The organism is Clostridioides sp. ZZV15-6598 (genome assembly GCF_020657705.1).
Taxonomy (GTDB): Bacteria; Bacillota; Clostridia; order Peptostreptococcales; family Peptostreptococcaceae; genus Clostridioides; species Clostridioides difficile_F.
This window is the reverse complement of the sequence record NZ_JAGWCS010000003.1, coordinates 1-15,075: the sequence shown is the minus strand read 5'-3', so window position 1 is coordinate 15,075 and position 15,075 is coordinate 1. Positions and strand designations below refer to the sequence as shown.

General features: G+C 27.1%; 12 protein-coding genes. 8 read left to right on the top strand and 4 right to left on the bottom strand.

Going from position 1 to position 15,075, the window contains the following annotated elements:
• Positions 1-3: 3 nt before the first annotated feature.
• From KGF50_RS00870 to KGF50_RS00860, 3 genes are all read left to right on the top strand, one after another.
• Complete coding sequence (locus KGF50_RS00870) at positions 4-816, top strand: response regulator (RefSeq protein WP_227846398.1); 813 nt, start codon at positions 4-6, stop codon at positions 814-816.
• A gap of 349 nt (positions 817-1,165) precedes the next feature.
• A complete protein-coding gene (locus KGF50_RS00865) occupies positions 1,166-3,499 on the top strand; it encodes a diguanylate cyclase (RefSeq protein ID WP_227846397.1) in 2,334 nt (777 codons plus the stop codon).
• 352 nt (positions 3,500-3,851) lie between these two features.
• Entirely contained in the window at positions 3,852-5,639 is a 1,788-nt protein-coding gene (locus KGF50_RS00860; RefSeq protein WP_227846396.1) for a UvrD-helicase domain-containing protein, read from the top strand.
• Between the two features lie 77 nt (positions 5,640-5,716).
• Here the strand turns inward: KGF50_RS00860 and lepB are convergent, their stop codons facing one another.
• Together lepB and KGF50_RS00850 are read right to left on the bottom strand one after the other, a co-directional pair.
• A complete protein-coding gene (lepB, locus tag KGF50_RS00855; RefSeq protein ID WP_227846395.1) occupies positions 5,717-6,247 on the bottom strand; it encodes a signal peptidase I in 531 nt (176 codons plus the stop codon).
• Between the two features lie 39 nt (positions 6,248-6,286).
• Positions 6,287-7,111 (bottom strand): undecaprenyl-diphosphate phosphatase, encoded by an 825-nt coding sequence (locus tag KGF50_RS00850; RefSeq protein WP_227846394.1) that lies wholly within the window; start codon positions 7,109-7,111, stop codon positions 6,287-6,289.
• Between the two features lie 255 nt (positions 7,112-7,366).
• On the opposite strand from KGF50_RS00850, the gene KGF50_RS00845 reads away from it, so the two are divergent.
• The 3 genes from KGF50_RS00845 (at position 7,367) to KGF50_RS00835 (ending at position 10,627) form a co-directional block, all read left to right on the top strand.
• Positions 7,367-8,278, top strand: a complete 912-nt coding sequence (locus tag KGF50_RS00845; protein WP_227434244.1) for a tyrosine-type recombinase/integrase — start codon at positions 7,367-7,369, stop codon at positions 8,276-8,278.
• 140 nt (positions 8,279-8,418) lie between these two features.
• On the top strand, positions 8,419-9,864 hold the full coding sequence (gene purB / locus KGF50_RS00840) for an adenylosuccinate lyase (RefSeq protein ID WP_227846393.1): 1,446 nt from the start codon (positions 8,419-8,421) through the stop codon (positions 9,862-9,864).
• Between the two features lie 310 nt (positions 9,865-10,174).
• The gene (locus tag KGF50_RS00835) at positions 10,175-10,627 is read left to right on the top strand and encodes a MarR family winged helix-turn-helix transcriptional regulator (protein ID WP_227827215.1); all 453 of its coding nucleotides are present in this window, start codon (positions 10,175-10,177) and stop codon (positions 10,625-10,627) included.
• Positions 10,628-10,714: 87 nt separating this feature from the next.
• Here KGF50_RS00835 and KGF50_RS00830 read toward each other — a convergent pair whose 3' ends face one another.
• On the bottom strand, positions 10,715-11,911 hold the full coding sequence (locus tag KGF50_RS00830; protein WP_227846392.1) for a pyridoxal phosphate-dependent aminotransferase: 1,197 nt from the start codon (positions 11,909-11,911) through the stop codon (positions 10,715-10,717).
• 373 nt (positions 11,912-12,284) lie between these two features.
• Here KGF50_RS00830 and galT point away from each other — a divergent pair, with 373 nt between their 5' ends.
• Positions 12,285-13,235: a galactose-1-phosphate uridylyltransferase gene (gene galT / locus KGF50_RS00825; protein ID WP_227846391.1), complete on the top strand. Its 951-nt coding sequence runs from the start codon at positions 12,285-12,287 to the stop codon at positions 13,233-13,235.
• A gap of 135 nt (positions 13,236-13,370) precedes the next feature.
• Positions 13,371-14,123, top strand: a complete 753-nt coding sequence (locus KGF50_RS00820; RefSeq protein WP_227846390.1) for an exodeoxyribonuclease III — start codon at positions 13,371-13,373, stop codon at positions 14,121-14,123.
• Positions 14,124-14,209: 86 nt separating this feature from the next.
• On the opposite strand, the gene KGF50_RS00815 is transcribed toward KGF50_RS00820, so the two are convergent.
• On the bottom strand, positions 14,210-14,986 hold the full coding sequence (locus KGF50_RS00815; protein WP_227846389.1) for a 3'-5' exonuclease: 777 nt from the start codon (positions 14,984-14,986) through the stop codon (positions 14,210-14,212).
• Positions 14,987-15,075: the final 89 nt, after the last annotated feature.

The following is a 15,075-nucleotide window of genomic DNA, read 5'->3' as shown; positions in this document are numbered from 1 at the left end:
ATTATGAATATAATTGTTGTGGATGATGAGCAAATTGCTCTTAAAAATATGAATGAAAAATTAATATATATTTCTGGTATTGAAAAAATCACTCTTTTTGATGAACCTAAGTTGGCATTAGAATATTTAAAAAGACATTATGTAGATATTGCATTTCTTGACATTGAGATGTACAGTATGAATGGATTAGAGTTTGCATGTTTAGCAAAAGAAATTTTGCCAAACATAAATATTATTTTTGTAACTGGTTATTCAGAGTATGCGTTAGATGCATTTTCAATGCATGCTAGTGGCTATCTTCTCAAGCCTGTTACAATAGAAGGAATTCAGAAAGAAATAGAAAATTTACGCTCTCCTGTTGTTTTGGAGCATAAGAGCCATATATTTATTCATACATTTGGTAACTTTGAGGTATTTGTAGATGAAAAGCCATTAACTTTTACTAGAGCAAAATCAAAAGAATTACTTGCTTATTTAGTAGATAGGAAAGGCGCAAGTGTGACTATTGCTGAAATTGCAGCAGTACTTTGGGAGGACAAAGAATACAACCGTTCTTTGCAAAACCAAACGCAAACTGTTATATCACATCTGATGAAAACTATGAAGGATGCAAAAATTGAATATATAGTTATTAAAAAATGGAATAGTCTTGCAGTAAATATTACAAAATTTGATTGTGATTATTATAATATGCTAAGGTGGGATATGATGGCAGTTAACACATATGCTGGAGAATACATGACAAATTACAGCTGGGCAGAATTAACTACAGGTATGCTGTATCAAAAAACTTTTAATTATAATTGTGAAAGATAGAGAATCTGTTTTTAGACAGGAGGAGTCCTTAAGTTTTTTGTTTTGTTGATGTGCTTTGGATGTGCATTATCGATTATATTAATATATTATATAAATATTAAAAATATATAATAATAAATAAAATTTATATAATATATTTATATTATTAAAAATGATTTAGATAAGCAATTTATATATTTTTGTATGTAATATCTATGCATTAATATTGATTTATGAAAAAATAATATTTTAGTACTTGAAATAAAATTAAGTTTTTGAGATAGTTTGCTGATTAAAATTAATTATATTGTGAGTACTAAAAAGTTGAAAATACAATGAGCCAAAGTGATGATGAAAGAGAGGATACATGATGAAAAAAAATACACTTTTACATACAAATGTTATTGTTTGCGTTATTATTACTATTGGTTTTATAGCTACTTCTGTGATTGGATACCAATCTAATACTAACATTTTTAAAAATGATATTGAGCACGTATCTACATTAGCTGCTGAAGGTATTTATTATCAGATAGATAAACTTCTCTCACAACCTATAAATGTATCTCTTACCATGGCAAATGATAGTCTACTAAAAAATTTTTTAGATAGTGAGAAAGAACATATAAATGATAAGGAATTTGTTTATAAATTACAGGATTACTTAAATACATACAGAAATAAATATTCCTATGATTCTGTTTTTTTAGTTTCAACCAAGACAAATAATTATTATCATTTTAATGGACTTGATAGGACACTTAATGCTGATAATTCAGAGAATCAGTGGTATTATGATTTTTTAAAACAGGATGAGGAATATTCGTTAAATGTTGATAATGATGAGGCAAGTAACAATAGTATTACTGTATTTGTAAATTGTAAGATAAAAGATGAGAATGGGTCAACTATGGGAATTATTGGGGTTGGATTAAAAGTTGATTCATTACAAATGTTGCTTAAAGAATATGATGAAAAGTTTGATGTTGTAGCACGTCTAATTGATGATAAAGGATTTGTTCAATTATCATCTGGGAAAACAGGCCATGAACATGTTAATTTATTTGAAGATGAAAGTAGTAATTTATCTGCTTCAAAAGATTTAATCTTGAACAACAAAAAAGAACAGAAGAGTTTTTGGAATTCATCAGAAAAATTAAAAAGTTATGTCGTATATCAGTATGTCCCAAGCTTAAAATGGCATCTTGTCTTGGAAAATGATTTGACTGCAATGAGTAAACAACTTCAAATACAATTTTTAAAAGGAATTGCAATTATAATTTTAATTATAATATTTGTACTTTTTACAATTACACGTGTGCTTAAGAAATACAAGCAACAAATAATTAAGCTCAGCTCTTCTCAGAAACTAGAGTATCAAAAGTTATTGAGTAAATCCACTGAAGATCTCTATGAAAATATTTTTGAGATTGATGTTACTAATAATAGAGCTGGTTGTGAAGATGCAAATCGATATTTTCAAGAGTTTGGCTTAGGTCTTAGCACACCATATGATGAAGCACTATATATAATTGCTAAAGGGCAAATTAAAGAAGAGTACGCACAAGGTTACTTAGATACATTTTTACCTGAAAATGTTCTTAAGTGTTATAATAGCGGAATCAATAACATAAGCTATGATTTTTTAATTAAAACAGATGAAGAAAATTATCATTGGATGAGGATTACTGCTAGAATTTTCTTTTGGACGTCAGATGAATCTGTTCGTATGATTTCTTATCGTGAAAATATAGATGAAGAAAAAAATAGAGAATTGTTGCTTCTTGAGCGTTCACAACGTGATTCTCTTACTGGTCTTTATAATAAGGGAGTAACAGAGGACTTTATTAGTACATTTTTAAAAAGTGATAAAAATAAAAATTCGGAACATTTTTTTCTAATTTTCGATATTGATGATTTTAAAAATGTAAATGATAAATATGGTCATGCATTTGGAGATTTTATTATAAGTGAATTTGCATTGGAATTAAAGTCTCAATTTCGTGAAGATGATATTGTTGGACGTATTGGTGGAGATGAATTTGTTGTGTTGATAAAAGATTTCAATAGCAGTGATTATATAATTATGGATAAATTAGAGCGTTTTTGTTCTAAGATTAACCAGAAACGTTTTGCTGAACATAAAGAATTTTCTATTTCATGTAGCATTGGTGTGGCGATATATCCTGAACATGGCTGTAAGTATTCTGAACTCTATGAAAAAGCAGACCAGGCACTTTACTATGCAAAGGGTCATGGAAAAAATTCTTTCCATATTTTTGGTGATGATTCTATTGATGGTATATCATTTCATATAGATACTAGAGATGCAAAATTATTGTTGGAGATGTCTACTGATGGGATTGCAAAATTTGCTTGTATGGAAAATTTGAAACTGCTTTACTTTAACCAAAAAATGCTTGAGTTTACTGGTTACTCAGCTAAAAACGTTTCATCTAAAGATTTTGATGTACTTTCACCTATATCACCAGAGGATTTACAGGTTGTACTTGATACACTGCATAAAGCAATACCTAAGAGAGAAACTTTTGAAGTGATTTTTAACTTCCGTCATACAGATGGTCACTATTTCCCTGTGAGAATGCAAGGTAAGTTTGTAAATGAACTATACCAAAATCGTTACCCTGTTTTTTATGCAGTTTACACAGATATATCAAACTTTAATATTTTTGTAGAAAAATAATTTAAATAAAACCTGCTAATAAAAATGGATTGTTTTTTAGCAGGTTTTAAAATTTTTTGTTCATTAATTTTTATATAATTGAGTAATATAAGTCACTAGTTAAAGAAATTTTACCTTTTTAGAGTTGATTTTATTTATTATTTAAAAAATATTTATGAAGTTTATTTTGTCAGTACCTATCATAAAGTATTTTATAGTTATATATATCTATACTTATTGCAAATTTTCTTTAATAGTTTTGTATTTATTTGTACTTATTTTGAATTTATTTACGAAATTTGCCTATAAAAAGTATATATAAAAATATAGTTTAAAATGGTATAATTAATTATAACAGAAGGAGGTAATGTAAGTGAGCCAATACATAAATATAAACTCTCAGTTAGACGCCCTGAAATTGAAAGAATTCGAGAAAGTATTTTACGAAAATATCAATGAGGACGTTAAAGTAGTGCCAAAAGTTACTCCTTTTAAAGGAATAAATACTGACTTGTTGTATGTAAAAGATGGAAAAATTTTATTTATAAAATTTATGGATACAACAGAAGATATATATTTTATTTTGGAAGAAGAGTTACTTGAAGTTATGCATGAGGAATATGAACTTTTGAAACTTAAAATGGGACAAAAGAATAGAAATATAAGCTATAATTATGTTTATATTATGCCATATGTTGAAGTAGACGAAGCTTATGAGTTTGAAGAATTTGTGAATAATAATATAATAGATAAAAATAAGCTTCAAGATATAATGGCTAGTGCTTCACTGGATGAATATCTTAAGGAAAAAAATGATGAAATAAATTTAAATTTATTTTTATTAGATATATGTTCAGAATACTATATAATAAATGACACACTTCACCTAAACGAAAAATTTAAAAAAATTTCCTTCTACAATGATGACTATAAGTATACAGCAACTATGATGGAAGAAGTTCAAATTAAAGATGCTATTTCTATTAAATATGGAAATACGCTTATTGAAGGCGGTTCTGGTATAGGGAAAACTGCAAATATGCTTTCTAGAGCTATAAAACTGGCAAAAGTATATCCACATCATAAATTACTAATATTTACACATACAAAACAACTATGTAATGAACTTCGAGAAAGAATTGAATTATTATATAAAGATAACAACAATTTAGAAGTTCATACATTTAGCTCTTTTATATTTAAATTAGCTAAAAAATATAATCTAATTATTGACTACAATATGTTAAAAAATGATTATGAAAAAACATTTAATAATCTTGTAAAGCAAGCACAAAACATTATAAAGAATAAAAACATGTTTAAGGCTATTTTTATTGATGAAGCAGAAAGTTTTTTAGATTATGAAATAGATTTTATAAGAGAGTTTTTATATAAAACAAAATTCATATTTAATGTGTATTCTTGTAACTCTTTAAATATCTTTAATAGACTAAATATATTTAGGAAACTATATAGTAATATAGAGTTTGATGATAAAATCATATTAAATAAAAATTATAGGCAAGCTAAAGAAATTGTTGATTTTACAAATAATTTTTCAAATCATTCTAATGCTTATATTAATGAATTAAGACCTAATACAAAGTTTAATACTTTTTTTAATACAAAAGCACTTAGAGGTGGTAATAAGTCGGTTGATATAATAAAAGTAAGTGACTTAGACGACCAAATAAGTTCTGTAATATGGGAAATTGAATATTTGATAGGCAAAAAAGGTCTTGATTATTCTGAAGTTGCTATTGTATATCCTTATAACAAGAAGAAATTAAAAAGTGGAAAAACTATTTATTTTCAATACATGTTAAAAAAGGCATTAGAAGAAGCACAAATTCCTTATATATGTGCAGAAGATAACTTAACAAACATAAGCAAGAAGATAGGAACGACAATAGCAAATATATATACAATAAAGAATTTAGAATATAAGGCTATAATAATATGTGAGTTAGAAATGTTATATAATCAAACAATAAATGATACAGAGCAAGATTATCAAGTAAATGACTTTGTAGGTGATTTAAATAAGGTTTATTTGGCTATGAGTAGGGCCACTGATTATCTAAGTATAGTAACAACTTTTAATGAAGATGCAAGTGATATAATAAGAATTATTACAGAATCAAAGGAAGATAGGGAATAAAAAGTATTTTGAATTCAAAAAATTAAAAGAGACTGAATTGTGTAAAATAAATATTACCAACTCAGTCTCTTATTTTTTTAATTTACTTTTCCAATATTATCAAAAGGTAATAATCTTACCATGACTTTCCCAAGAATTTCATCTTCATCAACCATGCCTACATCTGGGAATCTACTATCATTACTATTTTCTCTATTATCACCCATTGCAAATAACTTTCCTTTTGGAACAACTGTGTCTATATCTCCAGAAGTATAATTATTATGTATATATGGTTCAGTTAGTAATTTGCCATTTACATATACTTTAGAATTGGATATTTTTATACTGTCGCCTTCTGTAGCTATAACTCTCTTTATTAAATCTTTTTTCTTTCCAGTATCTCCATCAACTAAATTAGTTTTAAAAACTACAATATCACCTTTTTCAGGTTTACCAACTTTATATGATATTCTATTTAAAATTAGATAGTCTTTATCATCTAAAGTAGGATACATTGATTCTCCACTAACAATAGAAGGTCTTATAAATTGTAATATTACAAATGCAAGTACAATAGCCATGGCTATTGACTTAATCCAATCAAATATTTCCTTTTTAACACTCATAATTTTTCTCCTTATCATTTGTCATTAAATTAAAATACTCTAGAATAAAAAGAAATAACCAAGAACAACTATACCCAAAATTATTCTATAATAACCAAAGACTTTGAAATCGTGTTTTTTGATATAATCCATAAAAAACTTAATAACTACGATTGAAACCACAAAAGCTACTACAGAGCCAACACCCAAAATAAGCCATTCAAATCCAGTAAATCCAAAGCCAGCTTTTAAAAGTTTTAATGCACTAGCTCCGAGCATTGTAGGAATAGCTAAGAAGAATGAAAATTCTGCTGCTACGTATCTAGAAGTACCAAGTAATACTGCACCGATTATAGTTGAACCAGATCTAGATGTACCTGGAATAAGAGCTAGACATTGGAATAAACCTATACAAAGAGCTAGTTTATATGTAACTTGAGAAAAATCTTTATATTTTGGTCTTTTATTTCTACTTTCAAGTCCTATCATTATTATACCATATACGATAAGGGCAATAGCAACCACTGTTGAATTGAAGAATAGTCTATCTATATCATCCTCAAACAGTATCCCAATAACTCCAGATGGTATAACTGCAATTATAACCTTAAGCCATAAGCGAACTGTTTCTTTTTTTTGTTTAGTATTCTTTGCACTATCAAAAGGATTTAACTTCCTAAAAAATATAACAAGTACAGCTAATATTGAACCAAATTGAATTACAACCAAAAATGTATTTATAAATGTAGATGAAAAATTCAATTTTATAAACTCATCAACTAATATCATATGCCCTGTACTACTTACTGGTAGCCATTCTGTGATTCCTTGAACTATTCCCAAAATGACTGCTTTAAAAACTTCAAGCAAACTAAATGTTTCCAAATTTAAATACCTCCAATACAAATTTATAGTAGCATATTTTATTCAAATATTAATAAAATATGCCATCTTTTACTAACTTATAATACCACAGTACTGTGTAGTGCACAATGAAAGATTGATATTTTCATAAAACCTTCATAATTAAAAAAAATAAACTTGAAACTTGTCTATTGAATAAGGGGTATATAAGAAGGGGAAATATATGGTATAGTAAAAGTATAACTATTTTATTTTATGAAAAGGAAAGGAGTTATTATGTATAGTACGAAAATATTGGATGATTATGAGTATGAAACTTTTAATGTTTTTTCTACAAAATTAAACCCAAATACAAAACACGATTATTTATCAAAGGTTATGCTATTTAAAGAGTTTTTAAAAGGAAAAGAATTAATTTATGTAACAAAGGAAGATTGTAAAAATTTTGTGGACTATATACAAACTAAATATGCAAAATCAACTTGTGAAAAGATATATAGTTATTTACATAGTTTTTATAACTTCTTAAAAAAAGAAGGATATATAGATATAAATCCATTTAGACATGTAGAAAAACCGACAGTAACTAGAATAAAGACAAAGGATGATGTTTTAAGCATACAGGAAATAAATAAGCTTATAGGTATTTTACCAAAACTGAATATAAGAGATAGAGTAATAATAGTCTGTCTAGTTACTACTGGGTGTTTATTAAATGAATTAGTTAGCTTAAAGTGGAAAGACCTTATGGTAGATGAAAACGATAACTCGTATGTTAGACTAGGAAAGGGAAGAAAAGAGAGAGTAGTAAAGTTACATCCATACTTTTTTAGGCTTTTAGAAGACTACAGAAATTATTCTGGACTTCCGGAAGTAATAATACCTAATGATGATTTTATTTTTACAACTCAAAAAAGCAATTCTATAACAGACAGAAATGTCAGATTGATAGTAAAAAAAGCATTAGATTTAGCTGGACTTTCTCAATATTCAGCAAGAGATTTTAGACATTCATTTGCAGCAATAAGTTTAAGACTTGGGGCAGATGAGAGTGACGTAAAAAATCAACTTGGCTGGAGTGATAAATACTATGCAATTAGATATAAATATGTATTGAATTTTGTTGATAGTGAGATTGTAGATTATTTAATCGAAAAAGATAATCTAGATATAAATAAAAAGTATTAGCACATAAAAAATACTCTATATAAATATGAACAAAAAATAAAAAAGTCTTGTTATAGTTCGTAAAATTATATATAATTATTTATGTACTAATATGTACATAATAACTATACAACAAAAGATTTAAGGAAGGTGCTAATATAATGATAGATAACAAATATACTACGTACTCAAATCCGCTTACAGATAGATACTGTAGTAAAGATATGAGTTATATATTTTCTCCACAATTTAAATTTTCTACATGGAGAAGATTATGGGTTGCTCTTGCTGAAGGCGAGCATGAGTTAGGAATCAATATAACTGAAGAACAATTAGATGAGTTAAGAGCTAATATAGATAATATAAATTTTGATGAAGCTAGAAAAATAGAAAAAGAAGTAAGACATGATGTAATGTCTCATGTAAAAGCGTATGGTTTACAATGTGAAAAAGCTAAAGGAATCATCCACCTAGGAGCAACATCTGCTTATGTTGGAGATAATACAGACGTTGTACAAATGAATGAAGCCTTAAAACTTTTAAGAGTAAAGCTTGTAAATTTAATAAATAACTTAAAAGAATTTGCACTTAAGTATAAGGATATGCCAGCTCTTGGTTTTACACACTTTCAAGCAGCACAACTTACAACAGTAGGAAAAAGAGCTTGTTTGTGGGCTCAAGATTTAATCATTGATTTAGAAGACTTAAATTATAGAATAGACAATATGAAATTAAGAGGAGTTAAAGGGACTACTGGAACTCAAGCAAGTTTTTTAAGTTTATTTGAAGGAGACCATGAAAAAGTAAAAGAGTTAGATAAGAAAATATGCAAAAAAATGGGATATAGTTCTTCTTATGCAGTAAGTGGACAAACGTATACTAGAAAGCTAGACTATCAAGTAATAAGTGTATTATCAGGAATAGCTCAAAGTATGCATAAAATGACTAATGATATAAGACTTTTACAAAGTCTAAAAGAATTAGAAGAGCCGTTTGAAAAAAATCAAATAGGTTCATCAGCAATGGCTTATAAAAGAAATCCAATGAGAAGTGAAAGAATAGCTTCTTTATCTAAATATATAATATCTGAATCTATAAGCCCTGCAATGGTACAGGCTACTCAATGGTTAGAGAGAACATTAGATGACTCAGCAAATAAAAGGCTAGCTATACCTCAAGCTTTTATGGCAGCAGATGCTATACTTGAAATAGGTATAAATGTAACTGATGGGTTAGTAGTATATGAAAATATGATAAATAAACGTGTAAATGAAGAACTTCCTTTTATGGCTACAGAAACAATACTTATGGAAGCTGTAAAAAGAGGTGGGGATAGACAGGAATTACATGAGATAATAAGAGAATATTCTATGAAAGCTGCTTATAGAGTTAAACATGAAGGTAAAGATAATAATTTAATTGAGCTTATAATGAATGATGATTCATTTAAAATGAGCAAGGAAGAAATACTATCTATAATGGACCCAAAAAACTTTATAGGTAGAGCTCCACAACAGGTTGTGGAATTTGTAAATGAAGTTGTAGAACCAGCTATAAAAGATTATAAAGAAGATTTAGGAAAAGTAGATGTGGATTTAAGAGTTTAAGTTTTATGGATAAAATATAATTAAAAATGGCTATCTTATTTATAAATAAGATAGCCATTTTAATGGGCTAGCGTCTGCTCTTCACCGCTGTGAAGAGTTCTTCCTTACTTACTATATCATGAATTCAATAAAATAGCTATATAAATAATATTTAATTAGAAAAATATAGTTAAAAATAAGAAAAACAATAAGATTACTAATTAAATTTAATCATTATTCAAAAACTATTGTACTTGCAATATTTTTAATGTAAACTGAAATAAAGTTAGTTAGATAATTTAATAAATTTTAAAACAACCGAGGTGATTGTATGAAATACGTAGTAAAAGATACTATAAGTTTTTTGGTAAAAACATTTCCTAAGATTTATTCTAGTTTATATTTAGAAGACCTAAAAAAATTCGCACCAGACTATAATGTAAATAAAACACAATTAAGAGCATTAGTATTTATAAGAAATTATGGAGTAATAAGCATGACTGATTTATGCTCTAAATTAAATATAGAAAAAGGCAGTCTAACTAGTATGGTAGATGATTTAACAGAAAAGAAGTATGTAACAAGAGAAAGAGATTTAGTTGATAGAAGAAAGTATTTAATTGATATTACAGAAGAAGGAGATAAGATAGCTTCTGATTTTATGGATAAATTAAGTGATGGATTAGAAGAAAAGCTTTCTAGACTAACTGAAGAAGATAGAAAGAACTATCTAGGAGCAATAAATACTCTTCAATATATATTAAATAAAGATGAATTTAAATAGGAAACTATGAAAAATCCCCTTTTCAAATACTGGTTGAAAAGGGGATTTTTTATCTAATAAAATTTACATAAGGTAAATTTTTAAAATTTATTTGTGTAAAGCTACATATTGTTCTAAACCTTCTTTTAATAATGTAGCAGCTCTATGAAGGTCAGTTTCATTTAAGATGTAAGCTAATCTTATTTCGTCACGTCCTAAACCTGGAGTAGCATAGAATCCTTCAGCAGGGCAAACCATAACAGTTTCATTATTTTTGTTGAATTCTTTTAACATCCAAACTGTGAAATCTTCTGCATTTTCAACTGGTAATTTAGCAACTATATAGAATGCACCAGTTGGTTTTTTACAGATAACACCTTCAACTTTCATTAATTCATTGTATAATACGTCTCTTCTTTTTTTGTATTCTTCATTAACTTCTTTGAAGTAAGAAACTGGAGTTTTGTATAATTCAACAGCTCCTATTTGTTCTAATGTAGGAACACAAAGTCTTCCTTGACATAATTTAAGTATTTGAGCTATAAGTCCTTTGTTTTTACAAGCAATAGAACCAATTCTAGCACCACAAGCACTGTATCTCTTAGAAACACTGTCTATTATTATAACTCTGTCTTGTACACCTTCTAAGTTACCACAGCTAGTGTATTCAAGTCCATCATAAACAAATTCTCTATAAACTTCGTCTGCTATTATCCATAGGTTCTTTTCTTTAGCTATTTCAGCTAGGATATTAAGTTCTTCTTTTGTATAAATTGCACCAGTTGGATTTCCTGGGTTAGAAAGAATTATAGCTTTAGTTCTATCATCTACCTTAGAAGCTATTTCTTCTTTTGATGGAAGGTGGAAACCGTTTTCTGCTTTTGTTGTAACAGCATTAACTTCCACGTTTACACATTGACCAAATCCATTGTAGTTAGTATAGAATGGTTCTGGAACTAATAAATTATCTCCTGGGTCACAAACAGCCATCATAGTGAAAAGTAAAGCTTCACTACCACCATTAGTCACTAATAATTCATCTTTTTCAAAATTCATATCGTAAGTTTTGTAGTAATTTTGAAGTGCTTCTAATAATTCTGGAATACCTTCAGAAGTAGCATATTCTAAAACTTCGCTATCAAAGTTTTTAACAGCATCAAAAAACCCTTGAGGAGTTTTTATGTCTGGTTGACCTATGTTTAAGTGATATACTTTGATTCCTTTATCTTTTGCTGCTTGTGCAAATGGAACAAGTTTTCTGATTGGAGAGGCTTGCATTGCACTAACTCTGTTTGAATAATTCATTTTAATACCCCCTATTTAATTTAAGTACGTATATTGTATTATGTAAATTGTATATTGGAATACAAGACATCTTTACAAGATAATAATAACATACTTATAGGTAAAAATCATCAAAAAAAATTAATATAGCTTTAAAATAAACTTTTAACAAATTAGAGTGAAATACTCATATTTATACTAATAAATTATATGTACATAAACTTATTTATAGTATGATAATATATGGATATATTAGTTATATTTTTTTGTATTACAAATTTAAAATACCTAATACTAAATATGTAAAATTATAAAAAATATTATAAATTTATTTAACAGATACAATAAATATCATATAATTATATTAAAGGCTATTAACTAAGAGGTGTTAATTATGAGAGAATTAAGAATAGATCCAATTACTAATGATGTTGTTATATTTGCTACTGATAGGTTGAAAAGGCCATTAGATACAATTGATGTACCAAATGATGAAGAAGAGACTAATGAATACGATGAAGGATGCCCATTTTGCAAGGGAAATGAAGTTTATGCAACGGATACGCTATTTGAAATAAAAGATGACGAAGGTTGGCTTGTAAAATCTATATATAATAAATTTCCTATAATTGATGGTTTAGCAAGAGATATATATGGTATTCATGAGGTAATGATAGAAAGTAATAAACATAACAGCAGTTTTTACAATATGAATCAAAAAGAATTTGAAGATGTTTTTTTTATGTATAGAAATAGATTTAAAGATTTGTCGAAAGATGACAAAGTAGAATATGTGAGTATTTTTAAAAATTTCTTGAGAAAGGCTGGAGCATCTTTGATGCATCCACATGCTCAAATACTATCTATGTCTTTTATTCCACCTGAAATTACAAATGAGTTGTTGGTTTCAAAAGAGTATTATGATAGCAATAAAAGCTCTTTGTATAATGACTTGGTAGAAAATGAAATAAGTTTAAATAAAAGAGTAGTTTATAATGGAGATGCTTTTTTAGTAATTATACCCTATGCAACTAAATACAGTGGAGAAGTAAGGGTAATATTTAAAGACAACATAAAGTTTGATGAATTAACAGATAACAATATAAAAGAGATTTCTATGATATTCGAAAAATTATTTAAAAAATTATATAATATAAATGGATATATGCCATTTAACTTATGTATTCATACTCATCCAACAAAAATTGAAACAAAATCATACTTTAATGTTCATATGCACATAATACCAAGAAAGTATAACCTTGGAGGATTTGAACTTGGAACAAATATGTATGTTTCTTCAATGAATCCTGAAGAATTAACAAAAAAATTAAAATTTGATTAAAGTATATATTTTTTAGGTATTAAAGAAATAATGATTTTAAAATAAAATTATAGTATATTAATGTTAAAATAAAAACAAATAGAAAAATAAATGAAAAAACTAATAGAAAATTACTATTTAGATGAGGAGTGGAATATGAAATTTATATCGTGGAATGTTAATGGGATAAGAGCATGTGTTGGGAAAGGATTTTTAGACTTTTTTAGAGATATTGATGCAGATATATTTTGTTTACAAGAGACTAAATTACAGGAAGGGCAAATAGAGTTAGATTTGCCAGGTTATTTTCAATACTGGAATTATGCAGAGCGAAAAGGTTATTCAGGTACTGCTATATTTACAAAAAAAGAGCCTTTAAAAGTAATGTATGGAATAAATATAGAAGAACATGATAAGGAAGGTAGAGTTATAACTTTAGAATTTGAAGATTTTTATTTTGTTACTGTATATACGCCAAACTCTCAATCTGAGTTAAAGAGATTAGAATATAGAACTAGATGGGAAGATGATTTTATAGATTATTTGGTTAAATTAGATAATCATAAGCCTGTAATAGTGTGTGGAGATATGAATGTTGCACATAAAGAAATAGACTTGAAAAATCCTAAAAACAACACAAAGAATGCAGGTTTTACGAAGGAAGAAAGAGAAAAATTCTCTAAATTATTAGATAGTGGATTTATAGACACATATAGATACTTTAATCCTGATAAAGAAGGAGTGTATAGTTGGTGGTCATATAGATTTAATGCAAGAAAAAATAACGCTGGATGGAGAATAGATTATTTTTGTGCATCCAAAAAACTAGAAGATAGATTGACAAATGTAAATATACACACTGAGGTATTGGGGTCAGACCATTGTCCAGTAGAATTAGAGATAAGATAGAAGTTTAATCAGGATAAAAATTGGGCTGTAGATGTAAATTTAATTATTCTTTTAATCTACATGCCTGTTTTTAACCTAGAAAAATTTCACTTATTTTTTCTTTGCTTACAATTTTCTAATTCAAATTGATTTGTTTTTCCCATATTGTAAGCTAAATTAATAATTTTTTTCTCGTCTTTAGTCAAATCACGATTTAGAATTTTCTTAAACTCATCAAATAATTTATCATAGTCAACTCTTTTTTTATTAGAATACTTTATAGATTTAGATTTAATATTTGTGTACACATATATATCAGGTACTATACTTGGATTGTATATCTTAATAAAAACCTTTGCTGTATAATATGCATCATTTAAAGCATTGTGATAAGACATTTTTTCATCAAGTTCCAATATAGAAATAGCATTTTGTAAGCCAATACTTTTCCCTGCTGGATTATTAAAGTATTTAGATGCATGTTGTTGAATATTAATATAAGACTTAGGTAAAATATCTGATGCTAGCTTATGATAATTGATATTTCTATATAATTCCTTTAAATCTCCAACTCCCCAAACACATAGTATAGGGTCTTGTGATGATATAAATTTTATGAAATTGTTATAGACCTCAGGAAAAGTAGGTGAATCGTTAAAATCAGAGTCTTTGATATTAGTCATGCGACTAATAAAAGGGTGCATTGCCTTGTATATTGTAGGTTTAATATAGCTATTAAATGTATCTACTATATTAAATTTAGAATCCAGTTTAATTGCTCCTATTTGTATAATTTCAAAAGGACATTTTTCATTGGACACAGTTTTATTGAGTTTTTTGTCAAATCCTTGGTTGAATTCCAAATCGAAAATTATGTATTCCATAAAGTTTATCTCCTAAATTTTTGTATTATTACTAGTATAGATTATATTATAAGCTAAATTAAATTTTTAAACAAAAATACTTTTATTTT

Coding starts and splice junctions, on each gene's coding strand:
- KGF50_RS00830 (WP_227846392.1), bottom strand. CDS start 11,911: ATGAATTATTCAAACAGAGTTAGTGCAATGCAAGCCTCTCCAATCAGA.
- KGF50_RS00865 (WP_227846397.1), top strand. CDS start 1,166: ATGAAAAAAAATACACTTTTACATACAAATGTTATTGTTTGCGTTATT.
- KGF50_RS00835 (WP_227827215.1), top strand. CDS start 10,175: ATGAAATACGTAGTAAAAGATACTATAAGTTTTTTGGTAAAAACATTT.
- purB (WP_227846393.1), top strand. CDS start 8,419: ATGATAGATAACAAATATACTACGTACTCAAATCCGCTTACAGATAGA.
- KGF50_RS00870 (WP_227846398.1), top strand. CDS start 4: ATGAATATAATTGTTGTGGATGATGAGCAAATTGCTCTTAAAAATATG.
- KGF50_RS00820 (WP_227846390.1), top strand. CDS start 13,371: ATGAAATTTATATCGTGGAATGTTAATGGGATAAGAGCATGTGTTGGG.
- KGF50_RS00815 (WP_227846389.1), bottom strand. CDS start 14,986: ATGGAATACATAATTTTCGATTTGGAATTCAACCAAGGATTTGACAAA.
- lepB (WP_227846395.1), bottom strand. CDS start 6,247: ATGAGTGTTAAAAAGGAAATATTTGATTGGATTAAGTCAATAGCCATG.
- galT (WP_227846391.1), top strand. CDS start 12,285: ATGAGAGAATTAAGAATAGATCCAATTACTAATGATGTTGTTATATTT.
- KGF50_RS00845 (WP_227434244.1), top strand. CDS start 7,367: ATGTATAGTACGAAAATATTGGATGATTATGAGTATGAAACTTTTAAT.